This window comes from Altererythrobacter sp. GH1-8, assembly GCF_043702085.1.
Taxonomy (GTDB): Bacteria; Pseudomonadota; Alphaproteobacteria; order Sphingomonadales; family Sphingomonadaceae; genus Erythrobacter.
Genome location: NZ_CP171690.1, coordinates 1,190,001 through 1,207,786, shown reverse-complemented (window position 1 = coordinate 1,207,786; position 17,786 = coordinate 1,190,001). Strand labels below are relative to the sequence as shown.

At 58.5% G+C, this 17,786-nt stretch carries 12 protein-coding genes, 1 tRNA gene and 2 rRNA genes (1 of these 15 only partly in view); 10 read left to right on the top strand and 5 right to left on the bottom strand.

Annotation, left to right across the window (positions count from 1 at the left end; translation table 11 throughout):
* Nucleotides 1-149 precede the first annotated feature (149 nt).
* Complete coding sequence (locus tag ACG9DO_RS05875; RefSeq protein ID WP_394731208.1) at nt 150-1,565, top strand: MFS transporter; 1,416 nt, start codon at nt 150-152, stop codon at nt 1,563-1,565.
* A 4-nt stretch (nt 1,566-1,569) separates the two neighbouring features.
* On the opposite strand, the gene arsC is transcribed toward ACG9DO_RS05875, so the two are convergent.
* Nucleotides 1,570-1,914 (bottom strand): arsenate reductase (glutaredoxin), encoded by a 345-nt coding sequence (arsC, locus tag ACG9DO_RS05870; protein ID WP_394730786.1) that lies wholly within the window; start codon nt 1,912-1,914, stop codon nt 1,570-1,572.
* Nucleotides 1,915-2,078: 164 nt separating this feature from the next.
* Here arsC and ACG9DO_RS05865 point away from each other — a divergent pair, with 164 nt between their 5' ends.
* Nucleotides 2,079-4,190, top strand: coding sequence for a TonB-dependent receptor (locus ACG9DO_RS05865; protein ID WP_394730785.1), 2,112 nt, complete (start codon nt 2,079-2,081; stop codon nt 4,188-4,190).
* A 36-nt stretch (nt 4,191-4,226) separates the two neighbouring features.
* Here ACG9DO_RS05865 and ACG9DO_RS05860 read toward each other — a convergent pair whose 3' ends face one another.
* Entirely contained in the window at nt 4,227-4,790 is a 564-nt protein-coding gene (locus tag ACG9DO_RS05860) for a (2Fe-2S)-binding protein (RefSeq protein ID WP_394730784.1), read from the bottom strand.
* Nucleotides 4,791-4,934: 144 nt separating this feature from the next.
* On the opposite strand from ACG9DO_RS05860, the gene ACG9DO_RS05855 reads away from it, so the two are divergent.
* From ACG9DO_RS05855 to ACG9DO_RS05820, 8 genes are all read left to right on the top strand, one after another.
* A complete protein-coding gene (locus ACG9DO_RS05855; RefSeq protein ID WP_394730783.1) occupies nt 4,935-6,287 on the top strand; it encodes an MATE family efflux transporter in 1,353 nt (450 codons plus the stop codon).
* Between the two features lie 54 nt (nt 6,288-6,341).
* Nucleotides 6,342-8,777 (top strand): chemotaxis protein CheA, encoded by a 2,436-nt coding sequence (locus ACG9DO_RS05850; protein ID WP_394730782.1) that lies wholly within the window; start codon nt 6,342-6,344, stop codon nt 8,775-8,777.
* Nucleotides 8,777-9,214, top strand: coding sequence for a chemotaxis protein CheW (locus tag ACG9DO_RS05845; protein WP_394730781.1), 438 nt, complete (start codon nt 8,777-8,779; stop codon nt 9,212-9,214). The genes ACG9DO_RS05850 and ACG9DO_RS05845 overlap by 1 nt, the downstream gene beginning before the upstream one ends.
* A 53-nt stretch (nt 9,215-9,267) precedes the next feature.
* Nucleotides 9,268-9,633: a PleD family two-component system response regulator gene (locus ACG9DO_RS05840; protein WP_394730780.1), complete on the top strand. Its 366-nt coding sequence runs from the start codon at nt 9,268-9,270 to the stop codon at nt 9,631-9,633.
* Between the two features lie 13 nt (nt 9,634-9,646).
* Nucleotides 9,647-10,750, top strand: a complete 1,104-nt coding sequence (gene cheB, locus ACG9DO_RS05835) for a chemotaxis-specific protein-glutamate methyltransferase CheB (protein WP_394730779.1) — start codon at nt 9,647-9,649, stop codon at nt 10,748-10,750.
* The gene (locus tag ACG9DO_RS05830; protein ID WP_394730778.1) at nt 10,720-11,592 is read left to right on the top strand and encodes a CheR family methyltransferase; all 873 of its coding nucleotides are present in this window, start codon (nt 10,720-10,722) and stop codon (nt 11,590-11,592) included. The genes cheB and ACG9DO_RS05830 overlap by 31 nt, the downstream gene beginning before the upstream one ends.
* A 197-nt stretch (nt 11,593-11,789) precedes the next feature.
* Nucleotides 11,790-13,310 (top strand): putative bifunctional diguanylate cyclase/phosphodiesterase, encoded by a 1,521-nt coding sequence (locus ACG9DO_RS05825; RefSeq protein WP_394730777.1) that lies wholly within the window; start codon nt 11,790-11,792, stop codon nt 13,308-13,310.
* Nucleotides 13,307-14,722, top strand: a complete 1,416-nt coding sequence (locus ACG9DO_RS05820; RefSeq protein ID WP_394730776.1) for a methyl-accepting chemotaxis protein — start codon at nt 13,307-13,309, stop codon at nt 14,720-14,722. Before ACG9DO_RS05825 ends, ACG9DO_RS05820 begins: the two co-directional genes overlap by 4 nt.
* Nucleotides 14,723-14,794: 72 nt before the next feature.
* Here ACG9DO_RS05820 and ACG9DO_RS05815 read toward each other — a convergent pair.
* From ACG9DO_RS05815 to ACG9DO_RS05805, 3 genes are all read right to left on the bottom strand, one after another.
* Nucleotides 14,795-14,871 (bottom strand) — tRNA-Met (locus ACG9DO_RS05815).
* A 238-nt stretch (nt 14,872-15,109) separates the two neighbouring features.
* Nucleotides 15,110-15,224 (bottom strand): 5S ribosomal RNA (gene rrf, locus ACG9DO_RS05810).
* A 157-nt stretch (nt 15,225-15,381) separates the two neighbouring features.
* Nucleotides 15,382-17,786: ribosomal RNA gene (locus ACG9DO_RS05805) — 23S ribosomal RNA — on the bottom strand (it continues 382 nt past the right edge of the window).

Here is a 17,786-nt window from a genome sequence, read left to right as displayed (position 1 = left end):
AAGAGTTGCCGCTTTGGATTTCATCGAGTGTCCTATTTGGTGACTTCGCCACAATTGACGAGCAATGGCTGCGTGGCCTTGCAGATGCTTTCCCGCATTGCAAGCGCAAGCCGCCTCGCTTAGCTGCAATTGCGATGGAAAACAGCGAAATGCCTCAGCCTCAGGATGCCGTAGCGTCAAGCGTGACGAGCGCAAAGCCGCGCACGATCTCGCGTGGACGCATGGCGCTGCTATTCGCGGTGATGTTGACGACTGCAGCGGGCAACACCGCGATGCAGTCGGTCATGCCTTCGATCGGCACAGAACTGGGCGTTGCCGATGTTTGGATCAGTCTCGCTTACACGTGGTCCGCGCTGCTGTGGGTGATCTGCGCACCCTTGTGGGCGCGGCGTTCAGACAAGCGCGGGCGCAAGGCCATGATGGCGCTGGGCATGCTGGGCTTCATTGTCTCGATGGGCCTGTGCGGGCTGGTGCTCTATCTGGGGCTGCACGGATTGCTGACCGTCACCGCAACACTGCTGCTGTTTGCGGCAGCGAGGAGCCTTTATGGCGGATTTGGGTCGGCCGCGCCGCCGGCGGTGCAAGCCTACGTCGCTTCGCGCACGCCGCGCTCGGAACGAACGCAGGCGCTCGCTCTTGTTGCCTCGAGCTTCGGCCTTGGTACGGTCATCGGTCCGGCCCTCGCGCCGTTGCTGATCTTTCCCGATACCGGACTGGTCGGACCTTTCTTTGCCTTTGCCGCGATGGGTGTTGCGGTGCTCATCGCTCTGCGGCTGAGACTGCCGAACGATGATCCCAGCTTCGCTGCGCGCGGAGTGGTGGTTGCAGCCCCCTTCAGTGCGAGCTCGAATTCGAGCCTCGCTTCCGATGATAACGACGAGGAAGACGAGGATTCAGGCCCGCCGCGCAACGCAGCAGAGGCTCATGCGAGGGACCGCGCACAGGCAGAGCGCGCGAGCGACATTCCCCGGCTGCGGTGGAAGGATCGGCGTCTCAGGCCATGGCTCATCGCCGGGCTGCTCGGCGGACATGCGCAGGCCATGATGCTGGGCATCATCGGCTTCTTCATTCTCGACCGCCTTGGGCTGCGCGGCGATCCGGGTGCCGGGACCGGCCCAATCGGGATTGTACTGATGGCAGGCGCGATTGCCACACTGCTCGCGCAGTGGGGACTGATCCCCATGCTCAAACTGGGGCCGCGCTCCTCGACCATGTGGGGTGTGGCATTGGCGGCGCTGGGCACTGTCACCTTCGCTCTCGCCAGGGACCTCCACGCGATCTCGCTCGGCTTTGCAATCGCTTCGCTTGGGTTTGGTCTTTACCGGCCGGGCTTCACCTCCGGCATGTCTCTTGCGGTGACCCGTAAGGAGCAAGGGCAAGTGAGCGGGATCGTCGCATCCGTCAACGGTGCCGCCTATGTCGTCGCGCCAGCGGTCGGAGTGTGGCTCTATGGCCACCACGAAGTGGTTGGCTTTGCGACGATATGCGCGCTGTGTCTTGCGGTATTCGCGCTCGGCTGGCGTGGCTTGCAGAGCGATGAGGTGCTGACGAATGAGCGGCGCTAAGCCGTCATAGTATTTCCAGCACTCGGTCCTGCGGGCGGCACAGGCGCGTGCCCTTTTCCGTCCGCACCAGCGGGCGTTCGATCAGGATGGGATCAGTCGCCATCGCCTCCAGCACCGTGTCATCATCGGCGTCAGGCAAGCCGCGTTCCACAGCATCAGTCCCACGGAGACGCAGGCCCTCTTGTGGGCTGATTTCCGCCTCAGCATAGAGCGCCCTGAGCTCAGCAGCGCTCGGCGGATCTTTGAGGTATTCCACCACAGTCACATCGACCTTCGACAGGTTCTCCAGGATCGCGAGCGTCTTGCGCGACGTGCCGCAGTTAGGGTTGTGCCAGATGGTCGCTTTCACCTGAGTGTCTCCTGATATTCGGTTGCCACAGCGTTGCATGGATGCCGCAAGGTCCTAGCAATCGGGAATATTTGCGCCAAGATGCAATGACGCCTTGCAATTGCAACTTATTCGCAATAAGCGCAGCAACAATTGATAACGACTCGCAAAAAGGCTCGATTGTAATGGGTTTCAGAGGCCTCCGATCTGCTCTTCTCATCTCAGCAGCACCGCTCTTCGCTGCCAGCCCGGCCTGGGCCGAAGAAGCGTCGGACGACCGCGATTACCTGCCAGAGACGATCGTCGTCACGGGCGCGCGCGACACCTACGCACTCGATGACGGCTCGACCGGCACCAAGACGCCCACCCCGCTCATCGAAGTACCTCAGACTGTCGCCTTCATTACCGTGGACCAGTTGCAGGATCAGTCGATTCGCCAGTTGGGCGAAGCACTGCGATACGTGCCCGGCATCAGCATGGAAACTGGCGAAGGCCACCGCGACGAGATCTTCATCCGTGGGCAGGAGAGCACTGCAGACTTCTACCTCGACGGGCTGCGGGACGACGCGCAATACTACCGCTCGCTCTACAACATCGAACGGATCGAGATCCTGAAAGGCGCGAATGCGCTGATTTTCGGGCGCGGCGGCGGCGGCGGAGTAGTCAATCGCGTCAGCAAGACCGCAAGGCTCAATGGCAACGAGGCGAGCGTCGATGGTTCGGTCGACAGCTTCGGCGCATGGGCAATCCTCGGCGATGTCACCACCCGGCTCAGCGAAGATGCCGCGATCCGGCTCAACGCCACTTACGAGGAATTCAACAGCAACCGCGATTTCTACGACGGACGCTTCATTGGTATCTCGCCGACCACCACCGTCCAGCTGGGAGAGGCAACGCGCCTGATCGCAACCTATTCCTACGATGATGACGAACGACTGGTGGATCGCGGCAACCCGGCTGATGGCAGCGGACCTCTGCGCGGCTTCCGCGACACGCTATTTGGCGAACCCGGCTTCAACCGCACCGAAGCGGAAACGCACATCGCGCGGGCGCGGCTCGAGCATGAATTCTCGTCCAGCCTCTCGGCCAATGCCACGCTGCAATTTGCCGATTACGACAAGGCATACCAGAACATCGTTCCGGAAGGCCTGCGCAATGCGGGCGCGGATGTCGAATTCTCCGGCTATCGCGACACGCAGACCCGCCAGAACTGGATCGCGCAGGCGAACCTCGTCTGGCAGATGGAGACCGGCGGGCTCGATCATACAATTCTCGCCGGCGTAGAGGCGACCTGGCAGGAATCGAACAATGGCCGCGCCAATGCCGCATTCGACAACGGGACCGGCGGCACAACCAGCCGCGTGACCTTGCCGCTCGATAGCGTGTTCGATTTCCCGGCCATAAGCCTGACCGCGCCGGTACGCGATCGCGACAGCGAACTAGAAGTCCTCTCGGCCTATCTTCAGGACCAGATCGCGATCGGCGAGCATATCGAGATTATCGCTGGCCTGCGCTGGGATCGCTTTGACCTTAAGACAATCGAGCAATTGAACGGCAATCGCGGCGATAGGGTCGATGAGAAGGTCAGCCCGCGCTTCGGACTGGTGGTCAAGGCCAGCCCGCAACTGTCTGTCTATGCCAGCTATGCCGAGAGCTTCCTGCCGCAGGCTGGTGACCAGTTCTTCCTGCTGTCCCCCGGCGACACCGAGTTCGAGCCGGAGAAATTCACCAATTACGAGATTGGCCTCAAATGGGCTCCGCGTGAAAAGGTGCTGTTGTCCGCCGCGCTGTTCCAGCTCGACCGGACTAACACCAAGGGCCCGGACCCCGACAACCCCGGCTTCACGGCTCTGGTCGGTGAGAGCCGAACCAAGGGCCTGGAATTCAATCTCGTGGGCGAAATCACCCCGCAATTGCACGCCAACATCGGCTACACCTACCTCGATGGAGAGATCACCAGCACCAGCAGCTTCGGTGCGGAAGGGCTGCGCTTGCAGCAATTGCCCAAGCACCAGATCACGGCCTGGACGCGCTATGATTTTACCGAGGCCTTCGGCATCGGCCTTGGCGTCATTTACCAGGACGAACAGTTCGCGAGCTTTTCCAACACTGTGACACTGCCGGATTACCTGCGGATCGATGCAGCCGCCTATTGGGATGTCACGGACAGGATCGCGGTCCAGCTCAATATCGAGAATCTGCTGGATGCGAATTATTTCCCGAGCGCCCATGGCGATAACAACATCCAGCCCGGTAAGCCACTAAGCGCACGCATCGGCGTGCGTTTCGAACTCTGACCTCGCCTGAAGGATTACCCTATGGGCGAGCAGCGACTAATCCTCGCTGCTGGCGCTTTCTTCGCTGATGGGTCGCAAGGCCGGGACGGCCCGCGCTGCCTCAACGGGATCAACCTGAGGCGAAGGCGCTGCGCTGATTGTCTCGCGCCGCCGCGCAACGCGCCCTGCCCGCTGGATTGCCCTGACCAAACGCGGATAGACACCGCAGCGGCAGATATTGGGAATAGCCTGCTTGATGTCCTCCTCGCTCGGCTCCGCGTTGCGTGCGATCAGCGAAGCTGCCGCCAAGGCGATGCCGGGAGTGCAGAACCCGCACTGAATCGCTTGTTCAGCCACAAGTGCTTGCTGCACCGGGTGAGTCCGGTCAGCAGAGAGCCCTTCGATGGTGGTAATAAACCGCCCTTCCGCCTCGCTGATGGTCACTAGGCAGGAGCGAAGCGCAGCGCCGTCCACCAGCACCGTGCATGCGCCGCAATCGCCATTGCCGCAGCCATACTTGGTCCCGGTGAGATTGGCTGCATCGCGCAGCGCCCACAGCAAGGGCGTGTCCGGATCAAGCTCGAACTCCAGCGGTCTTTCATTGACTGTCATGCGCGGCATGGACGCGGCATCTCCTCAAACGCTGAGATCGTCAGCTGTGGCAGAGGTCCGCGCTCTATCGCATATGCCCCCTGACCGGCAAGCAAGCCGTGGCTGCGGAATGGGACTTCCCCACCAGCCTTCGCGCAGCTAGGCGATAAGGCCATGAGCGAGAATGCAAAACTGACGCGCGGGTCCATTCGCGGGCATCTCGTCTCACAAACCCTTCCCATGATCATCGGGGTCGCGGCCGTGATGTCGATTGGCCTGGTTGATGCTTTCTTCATCGGCCAGCTGGGAAGAGACGAACTCGCGGCAATCTCGTTCATTTTTCCGATCAGCGTTGCCATCACCAGCATGGGCGTGGGCATGATGGTGGGGATCAACTCGGTCGTCGCACGCGCACTTGGCGAAGGCGACATGGACAAGGCAAAGCGGCGCGCGAACTTTGGCATCGTCCTGGCACTGGTGGCAGGCATGGTACTGGCCTTGCTGCTCTACCTGCTGCTCGGCCCCGTTTTCACGCTGATGCAGGCTGATGAAGCACTGATGCCACTGATCCGCGCCTATATGGTGCCCTATACCATGGGCTTTCCGCTGATCATGGCGATCATGGGATTGAACGGCGTGCTTCGCGGGCAAGGCGAAGCGCGGCTCACCTCATACGTGTCTCTGAGCTATGCTGTCGCGAACTGGATCCTTGACCCGATACTGATCACGGGAGCGTTCGGTTTTGAAGGCTTCGGCATTGAGGGCGCTGCCTATGCAACGATCGTAGGCTGGGCGATCGGCGTCGCCTTTGCTCTATGGCTGATGCGCCGCACGGATATCCCGGTTGACCCCGCCATGGTGCTCAAATGCCGGGTGAAAGAGCCGCTGTGGGCGATCATCAAGGTCGCTGGTCCTGCCGCCATGTCGAATTCGATCAATCCGATCGGGCTGTCTGTGCTTACCGCCTTGGTTGCATCCGAGGGCGCAGCGGCAGTCGCAGGATTTGGTGCCGCTGGACGCGTGCAAAGCTTCGCAGTCGTACCTCTGCTTGGCCTGTCTGGATCGATTGGAGCGATCGTCGGACAGAATTGGGGCGCAAATCAGCCCAACCGCGCGCGCCGCGCCATGTTCGGCGCCGGAATATTCGCGCTTGTCTGGGGCCTCGGGATGGGGGTCGTTCTCACGTTGTTTGGCGATTGGTTCGCAGACTTCTTCTCCGACGACCCTGATGTCATAGACGAATTTGCGCTCTACCTTTCCATCGCAGCGTGGGGATATGCAGGATACGGCATCCTGATCACAGCAAACGGGGCACTTAATGCGGTCGACAGGGCAAGCTATGCCTTGATCCAGTCGGTCGCGCGCGTCTTCCTCATCATGCTGCCCTTTGCGTGGTTGATGCGCGCTGAATGGGGCTCTGCAGCGATCTACGCCGCGGAACTGGCGGCAAATTTGATCGGCGGCGCGATCGCCGCATTCGTTGTCTGGCGCGTCCTGAGCCGCGGTAGACCCAGGGGCCATTCGTGACCGTTCATTAACCAAATTCACCTATCGCCTTGGTTGGAAAACAAGGCTGGTGTCATGGACGACCTGATAGCGGATTTCGTCGCTGAAACCCGCGAAATGCTGGAAGCGAGCCAGGGCGAAATCATCGCCTGGGAAGCTGATCCATCCGACCGCTCGCGGTTGGATGCGATCTTCCGTTTCGTCCATACCGTCAAAGGCAATTGCGGCTTCTTCGATTTTCCAAGGCTGGAGAAACTCAGCCACGCGGCTGAGGACGTGCTCTCAGATGTGCGTGCCGGGCGGCGCGAATCAAACGCGGATCTGGTTACCGCAATTCTCGCCATCATCGACCGCATTGCCCTGATGGCCGACGCAATCGAAGCAGGCGAGGAGTTTGCGGAAGACGGAGACTACGCTCTGATTGCGGCCCTCCAACTGCCAGGTCAGGTGACCGGCATAAAGGACCCTGAACCATCGCCCGAGGATAGCTCGCGGTCAGCCAATCTGGCTGAGTCCAAAGCGGATCCCGAGCTATCGACGCCTGTCCAGACGAACAACGGTCCGGCGCAGGTACGCTCTATCCGATTGCCAACCGAATTGCTCGACCGGGTGATGAGCGGTGTGTCGGACATGGTGCTTGCCCGCAATGACCTCGCGCACCGGCTTCGCATGTCGGGCCAGCAGCCTACCATTGATGGCCCGTTTGAACGCTTGACCAGCATTCTCTCCGACGTCCGCGATGCGGTCACAAGAATGCGGATGCAAAGAATAGAACACCTCTTCGCGATGTTCCCAAGGTTGGTTCGAGACCTCTCGCAAGAACTCGGCAAGCAGGTGCTGATCGAATTCGAAGGTGGCAATGTCGAGCTTGACCGCGAGATGGTAGAGATGATCCGCGATCCTCTCACCCATATTGTTCGCAACGCCCTGGACCATGGTTTTGAGACGCCATCCGAGCGGCTCAAGGCGGGCAAGCGGGAAACCGGTTTGCTCAGCATCGTGGCGCGGCAGTCCGGGAACAGGATTTCGATTGTCATAACCGATGACGGGCGCGGCCTTGATGCCGAAAAGATCGCCCAGAAGGCGATAGCAAACGGGATTTTCGATCAGCAAAGGCTTGCAGCGATGTCTCGCGATGAAATCCTGCAGCTCGTGTTCGAGCCAGGTCTGTCGACAGCAGAGACGGTCAGCTCAGTCTCTGGCAGAGGCGTCGGCCTGGATGTTGTGCGCGCAAATCTCGAACGCGTAGGCGGATCGATCAAGGTCACCAGTACGCCAGGTGTGGGCGCGCTTTTTTACCTGACTATTCCGCTAACACTGAGCATCATTTCCGGCCTTGTCATCGCGCAAGGCGAACATAGCTTCGCCATTCCCCAGTCCTATGTGGAAGAAGTCATCCAGCTCGATTCTGACACTGTGGAATGGGCGACGATCGGGGATCGCAAGCTGATCACTTTCCGGGGCAGGCGCGTTCCCTGCTTGTCCCTCGAGGAAGTGTTGAACGTCGAACATGCGCTTTCCCAGTCTCAGCGCACCGCGATCCTTCTGCGGCTCGCAAGCGGCGATCTGATTGCCATGATTGCAGATAATGTGAAAAATATCAGCGACCTGGTGGTGAAGCCGATCCCGCCGATCATTATGCAAACCGAGCTCTATGGTGGTTCAACCCAGCTTGATGATGGGACCCCGATCCTTGTCCTCGACATACCTCAGATAGCACTCGGCGCAGGATTGATTTCCGATACGCGGGCACAGCAAAGCAACCTTTTCGACGAAACGGGTAATACCCAGTCAGACGGCATTTACGCGATGATATTCGCGGGCTTCGATGGACGCAGAACCGCCATGCGGATGGATCTGATTCAGCGCATCGAAACCGTGCCGTCAACTGCGCTCGACCTGAACGGCAAGGTTGCGCGGGTGGTCATCGACGGCGAAGTTCTCGACTGCCTCGGACTGCACGGTTGCCAGCCTGCAACCGAGAAATTGCGCTTGCTGCGGATCAGCGACGGGTCGAGCGAACTCGCATACGCAATCCAGAAGGTGGAAGACGCAGCTTTCCTCGATGAAGGCCTGAAGCCCGCCAAGGGCGAGCCTATGGTGGAAGGAATTGCCATTCTGGAAGGCGAACCGGTGGTAGTAATCGACAGCTATGCGCTATTCGCCGCCTATGGCAATCGCAGCGCGCGCCAATCTGGTCTGACCTGCGCGATCCCCGAAACAGAATGGGCACAATCGATCCTGCGCCCGTTGGTCCAGAAATGCGGTTATAAGGTGATCTCAGCCGCGCAGGAGGAGGAGCCGAACGTACAGATCGTCATGACGGGCGATCTGCCAGGCGAAGCGCAACCGCACGCAACAATTGTGATCCGTGAAACCGAGGATGATTCGGCGGCGCAAGCCCACACGGTCTATCGCTACGATGAGACAGCCCTGGTCGAAGCGCTCCGCGATGCTCGCAAGAAGGCGCTCGCGGCGTCTCGGTCAAATTCGAATGAGGAGGCCGCGTGATGGAACTCCTGGTCATGATCACGATCGATGGGCGCCAATGCGCTCTTCGTACCGTGGCCGTAAAATCGGTCATGGAAATCGAGGCAATCACATCTGTCCCAATGGCACCGCGCCATGTCCTTGGCCTCAGCACCAGGCGGAGCCAGACACTCACAGTCATCGACTGCATGAGCGCCGCCGGATTGCCCGCACAAACCGCACCGATCGGCAAACGTGCGGCGGTCGTGAGCCACGAAGGCCACACGTACGCGCTGCTGGTCGACAAGATAGAAGACGTCGAGAATACGCTCGGCGAGGTCCAGCCGGTGTCCGCTGCGATCGGTGAGAACTGGTCCCGCCTCGCAGAAGGCATGGTCGAAACCAATCAGGGCCCCGCCTTAATTCTCAGTATCGCAAGCCTTGTGGTTGGCCCTGAGCAAATGCCGCGAGCCGCTTAAGGTGATTGTTACCCGCTTCCGATAAAACCCGATCAAACAAACCAGGGGTCAAAATGAAGACGTGTCTGATTGTCGATGATTCGAGGGTTATCCGGAAAGTGTCTCGGCACATTCTGGAAACGCTCGGCTTCTCTGTCGAAGAAGCAGAAAACGGCAAGGAAGGTCTCGAGCGTTGCGACGAGACCATGCCCGATGTCATCCTGCTGGATTGGAACATGCCGGTTATGACCGGAATCGAATTCATCACTCAACTTCGTCAACGCCCCGACGGTAAAGCGCCCAAGGTGGTTTTCTGTACGACCGAGAATGATGTTGCGCACATCAGGGAGGCGATCTCGGCTGGTGCTGACGAATATGTCATGAAGCCGTTCGATCACGAAACTCTGCAGATCAAACTCCAGCTGGTTGGCATGACTTGAGGGGCAATTGATCGTGACCGCTCTCAACTCCCCCTTGAAGCCGGATCTCAAAGACAAGCACGAACATAGCCGAGGCAACACAATCCGTGTTCTGATTGTCGATGACTCGCTGACCGTTCGCACTGTCTTCTCGCGCATGGTGCTCGATGCACCGGACATGGATGTCGTCGCTGGCGAAAGGACCGCCGAACTGGCCATTGCGCGCTTGCGCAAGGAGCCTGTGGATGTGGTCCTGCTCGATCTCGAAATGCCGGGAATTGGCGGCCTCGAAGCCTTGCCAAAAATACTCGCGGCACAGGAAAACATCTCAGTACTCGTGGTTTCATCCCTGACCGATCAGGGAGCGGAAGCGACACTGGCCGCGCTGTCAATGGGCGCGGCAGATACCATGCTGAAGCCGCGGCCGGGTGGCTTTGATGCACAATATCGCTCTGCCTTGCTTGAGAAGATCAGAGCGCTGGGTGGGACAAAGGCCCAACCTGCTGCGCCCCAATCATCCGCTGTGCAACAGGGTGCGGCGCGACGGGTCAGCTACGCGCGGCGCTCGGAACTGGTTGCTATTGGTGCTTCGACGGGCGGGATTCACGCGCTGAATTTGCTGCTTAAGACACTCAAGCCGGACTTCAATTTGCCCATCTTTGTCACGCAGCACCTGCCCGCTTCTTTCGTCTCGGTATTTGCGCGGCAACTCGAAGTGACGTCCGCTCGTCGGACAGTGATCGCAGAGGACGGGACGATTGTGAGGCGCGGCGAAATCGCCGTTGCGACCGGCCATTCGCATATGATCATCGAGCCCATCGGCAAGGATTTCGTCGCACGCATCTCGAGCGAGCCGGCGGCAAGCGGTTGTATGCCGTCGGTCGACCCGATGCTCTCCAGCCTTGCCAGAAGCTGCAACGGACGCGCCACCGCTGTGATCCTGTCAGGCATGGGCCGCGATGGGGCGCTGGGCGCTGCCGATCTGGTTGAAGCAGGCGGCAATGTGATCGTTCAGGACCATGAAAGCTCGGCAGTTTGGGGAATGCCGGGGGCTGTCGCCAATGCCGGGCTGGCCAGCGCGGTGCTGCCACCGGCTGAACTCGCCGAGTGGCTCATGACGGACTTCGGACTGGGCTGATGGAAGTCAGCCAGGCATCGTACCAGATTATCGCGGACTTGCTTGCGGCCCGAACCGGCCAGCAACTTACGGAAAGCAGGCGATGGCGGATCGGAACCGCGCTGGCCGGCCTGTTCCGTGAGCGCGGCATCTCGAATGTCGATCAACTGGTTTGCATGCTCGCCTCGCCAGGTCAGGCGGCTCTGACCGATCAGGTTGTCGAAGCCTTGCTCAACAACGAGACATATTTCTTCAGAGACCGGCCTACGTTCGATCAGCTACCCGAACATATCTTTCCCATGCTGGCAGAACGCCGCGCCTCGAAACGTCGCCTTCAAATCTGGTGCGCTGGTTGCTCAACGGGTCAGGAAGTGCATTCCTTGGCAATGCAGTTCGCCGAGGAGCGGGAACGTTGGGAGGGTTGGTCGATCGACATCCTTGGCACTGACATTTCCCGCAGCGCGATCTCCGTCGCACGCGCTGGTCACTACAGCCAGTTCGAGATTCAGCGCGGATTGAGTGTAGCGCAAATGCTCGAGCATTTCGAGGAGACCGCCTCAGGCTGGCAAATGCACAGCTCAACCCGCTCAATTGTCCGGTTCCAGGAGCACAATGTTCTCGATCAGCCTCCGGCAATGAGCAGCTTCGATCTCGTACTGTGTCGAAATGTCCTGCTCTACTTCCCAATCGCAACGAGGCAGCGCGCATTTGCTCGCCTGCACCAAGCGATGACCGATGACGGGATATTGATGCTTGGAGCAGGGGAAACCGTGATCGGCCAAACATGTGATTTCGAACCCTTGCCCGGCTACACGAGCCTGTATGGCGCGGTAAGACCGACCGCGACCGCGTTGTCTGCATAGTCCTGACCATTAATTGGCCTGATCGGCTCCCTACTTAAAATATATCATAAATATATGTTTTGCTTATTTTTATTGGGTTTCGCGTAGGGAAAGGTAAACCCAATTTTTACTCTAAATTAGCGAATGAACCCTATGCCCGGACCGTCTACGCGAAACCCGCGTATTTGAGGTAGTCTGTGCGGCAATTCTTGCGCCCCATGTCCTGGAAGCCAGCGATGCTCGTCGTCGCACCCTTGCTGCTACTCACCGTTCTGTTCGGCCTCCTTATAGCAGCCATCCTGGCAAGCGGGAAAAGTTCATTTGTTTCAGGCTCAAGCGTCCTGGTGGCGGGCGTGTTGATCTACGGCGCCACTTTGTTCGCTCTTAGCGCAACCGGGATTTCCAGTATTCGCGAACTCGAGGATCTTGGGCGCCGCGATGGCTTGACCGGCCTGCCCAACCGCCATGCATTGCACCAGGACTTCAGCCGACACGCTCAGGCGGACCAGGAAGCCGCAATGGCGCTGATCGATCTTGATGGGTTCAAGCTGGTCAATGATCACCTGGGTCACTTCGTTGGGGATCAGGTGATCCGCCATTGTGCCGGAATGCTCCGAGAAATCTGCGGCAAGGACGCAAGATGCTATCGCCTGGGCGGGGATGAGTTCGCAATCCTGACGCTCGGTCCTGTGGCAGGGACGATCATGGAAGGGCTTTGCCGCAAGTTCATCGATCAGCTTGAATCGCCGGTGCCGATCGGCGAACGCCGCCTGGCTATCGGGGCCAGCATCGGTTTGGCCGGCGCAAATCGCTCTGGCGAGATGACATCGTCGGAAATGCTGCGCCGCTCTGACGTTGCCATGTACGCGTCGAAACGAACAGGGCGGATGCGTTTCACCTGGTTCAGCCCGGACTTCGACCGTGACCGCGAAGCGATCCAGGAACTGGACGGTGAACTGCGTGAAGCGCTGGAGAATGAGGATTTTACCCTAAACTATCAGCCGCTTGTAGAAGCAGCCACTGGGCGCATTGTCGCTGTCGAGGCTCTCATCCGCTGGAAGAAGAAAGACGGCGTTCCCGTCGGTCCGCAGCTTTTCATTCCGGTTGCTGAAGAAACCGGCCTCATCAACCCGATCGGCCTGTGGGTCCTGCGCAGAGCCTGCAGCGACGCCCTCGCCTGGGGCGAGATAACCCTTTCAGTCAACATCTCGGCCGCGCAACTGCGCAACACCGAGTTCCCGATCAAGCTTGGGCAGATCCTCGAGGAAACGGGTTTTCCAGCCCGGCGCCTTGAGCTGGAGATTACAGAAACCAGTCTCGTCATGGATCCCCTTATCGCCGAGCAGAGCCTCGGCATGATCCGCGGTTTCGGCGTCAATGTCTCGCTCGATGACTTCGGCACGGGGTACGCCTCAATCGGATTTTTGCGGCAGTTCCGGTTCGAGAAGTTGAAGCTGGACCGCTCACTGGTCGTTCAGGCAGGCGAGGACGCCGGCAGCCGCGCCATGATGCTTTCATCAATCACGCTCGCCCGTGCGCTCAATATGGGGGTCACAGCCGAAGGCGTGGAAACCGAAGAACAGGCCGACCTTGTTCGTAGCGCAGGCTGCGACCAGATCCAGGGCTGGCTTTACTACAAGGCCATGCCACCAGAGGAGATTACGCCCCTGCTTCAAGCACAGGCGCTCGCCATGGCGGCAGGCTCAACCGCGGCAGAATCCCAAAGGAAGCAAGCATGACGTTCCATCCGGACCCGGCTCAATTCGTGGGCACAGCCAGGCAAGACGGGAACCTTCGCACGTTCGATGAGAATGTCGACTTTCTGACAGCATGGTTCCGGCGCCGCGGCACCACGAGCAAGGTCCTGCTCGTCGTGGCATTACCCCTCGCAATCGCTCTGATTTCCGGGGGGCTCGCCTATATTGGCCTCAATACGATCGAGGAAAGCTTGCACGAAGGCTCTGCTGCCGCGATCAGTGAGGCAGCTGGCGACGTCACCATCCTGCGCTACATGTTGATAGGCAGCATCACACTCTCGACTATCCTGTTTCTCCTGCTCCTCAGCGTGATCAACAAGGACATCATTGGCACCTCGCGGCAGCTCATCGAGTGCATGAACCGCATTGCTGATCGCCAGTTTGCGGTCCTGGTTCCCCATCGCGGACGCGTGGATGAATATGGCGAGATTGCAGAGGCGCTGGAACGTATCAGGCATGCCAGTGAGCGGTTGGTTGAAATCGAGGCCGCTCATCAGGAACGGCTGAAATCCGATCTGGATAGCGAACTGACCGCGCGTGACGAGCACCGCAAGTTCGTCAGCCGGCTAGCCGTTCAATTTGAGCGTGAAATTGTGGATGTTGCCAATGGTGTAGCGAGTGCTGCTACCCAGCTCCAGGCGACCGCCTCGTCAATGGCCAGTACCGCAGAACAAGCCAACGCACGTACCGAGCAGGTAGTGCGGTCGATTGAAAAGGCCAATGCAGGCGCAACCGCCGCAGCATCGGCGAGTGATGAATTCGCGATCTCAATTGGTGAAATAAGCAAACAGGCTGCCAATTCAGCGCAAATGGCGCGCGCCGCTTCGACTTCAGCTGAAGAGGCCGATACAACTATCTCCGCACTGTCCGCCTCGGCTGACGAAGTGGGCCAGATAGTCGAACTTATCCAGACAATTGCGCAGCGCACCAACCTGCTGGCGCTGAACGCTTCGATCGAAGCGGCACGCGGCGGCGAGGCGGGGCGCGGCTTTGCGGTTGTCGCGAGCGAGGTCAAGGAACTCGCGATGCAGACCAGTCTGGCGACGCAGGAAATTGCAGCGCAGATTCGCGCGATGCAGGATACGACGGTGGCCAGCGTGGGGGCATTGCGAGCGATATCTGGTCAGATCACGAGTTTGGAAAGCACTGCAATATCAATCGCAAGCGCGGTCGATCAGCAATCGGTTGCCGGCCACGAGCTTGCCCGGAATATTGATCTGGCGGCAAACGGAACTGACGAAGTTTCCGAACACGTCGAGGAAGTTCGTGCGCTCTCGCTCTCGACAGGAGTTGCAGCGACCCAAGTGTTGTCCTCGTCAACAAACCTTGAAGCGCAGGCATCGAACCTGCGCGAACGCCTGCGCGAATTCTTGCGCCAAGTCGAAGTGAATTAGGGTCAGTATCGCAGGCAAGAAAAAAGCCCGCTGCCCGGTCTGATCTGCGGGCCTGCTGGTCCGTGTATGCGGTGGTTGCGGGGGTTGGATTTGAACCAACGACCTTCAGGTTATGAGCCTGACGAGCTACCGGACTGCTCCACCCCGCGTCACCGTGTTGGGCCTCAGGCATACGCGGAAACATCCGCTTCCTTAGCCATGCGGCCCAAATGGAGCCAGAGACCCAAGCCGAAGCCTTCGCCTTCGGACCTGGAAAACTCCCCAAAACATGACTTCGGGAAGCCGGCATCTAAAGCCTCTGAGGCCAGAGACGCCAAAAGGGCCGACCCTGTGGGACAGCCCTCTGACAAGTGAATGGGTTATTTACACACAACCACCAGCTGTAATGCCTGGCGACGACCTACTCTTCCAGTGCTTAGGCACTAGTACCATCGGCGCTGTCCGGTTTCACGGCCGAGTTCGAGATGGGATCGGGTGGGTCACAGACGCTAAGGTCACCAAGCAATAAAGCCAGTGGTTGCGGGTTTAAATCGATGCACCTTGATATCCAGATCGCAATGCGATCCCGACATTTAAGGGTGTTGAGGGCGTATCTGGCTGGAGAATCCCTCCAACGAAGTCACTGCGCATTGGCAGGACTGTCGTTGATAGTGCGAACTCTCAAGCGCGATAAGAACTATTAGGACTGGTTAGCTCCACACATTACTGCGCTTCCACACCCAGCCTATCAACGTCATGGTCTATGACGGTTCGAAGATTGCTTATCTTGAGGGAGGCTTCCCGCTTAGATGCTTTCAGCGGTTATCCCGTCCATGCATAGCTACCCTGCGGCACCGCTGGCGCGATGACAGGTACACCAGAGGCATGTTCACCCCGGTCCTCTCGTACTAGGGGCAACTCCTCTCAACAATCGACGCCCACGGCAGATAGGGACCAAACTGTCTCGCGACGTTCTGAACCCAGCTCACGTACCACTTTAATTGGCGAACAGCCAAACCCTTGGGACCTGCTCCAGCCCCAGGATGTGATGAGCCGACATCGAGGTGCCAAACGATTCCGTCGATATGAGCTCTTGGGAATCATCAGCCTGTTATCCCCGGCGTACCTTTTATCCGTTGAGCGATGGCCCTTCCACGAGGGACCACCGGATCACTATGACCGACTTTCGTCTCTGCTCGACTCGTCAGTCTCGCAGTCAGGCAGGCTTATGCCATTGCACTCTCGCAGCCGGTTTCCAACCGGCCTGAGCCTACCATCGCGCGCCTCCGTTACTCTTTAGGAGGCGACCGCCCCAGTCAAACTACCCGCCACAGAGGGTCCCACTACCGGATAACGGTAGTTGGTTAGACATCAGAAAACAGCAGGGTGGTATTTCACCTATGGCTCCACTTGGACTGGCGCCCAAGTTTCAAAGCCTCCCACCTATGCTACACAACTCTTTCCTAATGCCACTCTGAAGCTGCAGTAAAGGTGCACGGGGTCTTTCCGTCTAACCGCGGGTACTCCGCATCTTCACGGAGAATTCAATTTCGCTGAGCATATCCTGGAGACAGTGGGGAAGTCGTTACGCCATTCGTGCAGGTCGGAACTTACCCGACAAGGAATTTCGCTACCTTAGGACCGTTATAGTTACGGCCGCCGTTTACTTGGGCTTCAATTCGGAGCTTGCACTCCTCCTCTTAACCTTCAAGCACCGGGCAGGCGTCAGACCCTATACGTCGTCTTGAAGCCGACTTAGCAGAGTCCTGTGTTTTTGATAAACAGTCGCTACCCCCTGGCCTGTGCCCCCTGAAAAGAGTTGCCTCGATTCAGGGCCTCCTTCTTCCGAAGGTACGGAGGCAATTTGCCGAGTTCCTTCAGGATACTTCTCTCAAGCGCCTTGGTATACTCTACCTGACCACCTGTGTCGGTTTCGGGTACGGTCTATACGGAGAGGCTATTTCCAGGAACAACTTGGCAGCATGACCAATCCAATAAGGCCACACTACTTCCGCCATCCGTCACACATCTCCAGGCCCACGAATATTAACGTGGTTCCCATCGACTACCCCCTTCGGGCTCGTCTTAGGGGCCGGCTTACCCTGCGCCGATTAGCGTTGCGCAGGAACCCTTGGTCTTTCGGCGAGAGGGCATCTCACCCTCTTTATCGCTACTCATGTCAGCATTCGCACTTCCGATATGTCCACCGTCGGTTACCCTTCGGCTTCAACCACTTACGGAACGCTCCGCTACCGCTGCAGTAAACTGCAACCCTAAGCTTCGGTGCATATCTTTAGCCCCGTTACATCTTCGCCGCAGGAACCCTTATTTAGACCAGTGAGCTGTTACGCTTTCTTTAAAGGATGGCTGCTTCTAAGCCAACCTCCTGGTTGTTTTGGGATTCCCACATGCTTTCCCACTTAGATATGACTTGGGGACCTTAGCTGTAGGTTAGGGCTGTTTCCCTTTTGACGACGGACCTTAGCACCCGCCGTCTGTCTGCCAGACAAGACTCGATGGTATTCGGAGTTTGGTTAGGTTTGGTACCGCTCGCGCAGCCCTAGCCCATCCAGTGCTCTACCCCCATCGGCATACATCTGACGCTCTACCTCAATAGATTTCGCGGAGAACCAGCTATTTCCCGGCTTGATTGGCCTTTCACCCCTAAACACAATTCATCCGAGCATTTTTCAACATGCAACGGTTCGGTCCTCCAGTGCGTGTTACCGCACCTTCAACCTGATCATGCCTAGATCGCCGGGGTTCGGGTCTAATCCAACATACTCAGTCGCCCTATTCAGACTCGCTTTCGCTTCGCCTACACCTAACGGCTTAAGCTCGCATGCTAGATTAAGTCACTGACCCATTATGCAAGAGGTACGCTGTCACCCCCTATGGGGCTCCAACTGCTTGTAAGCATCCGGTTTCAGGTACTGTTTCACTCCCCTAATCGGGGTGCTTTTCACCTTTCCCTCACGGTACTGTGTTCGCTATCGGTCATGTACGAGTATTTAGGCTTGGAGGGTGGTCCCCCCATGTTCAGACAGGATTTCACGTGTCCCGCCCTACTCAAGTCCTTCTCTAT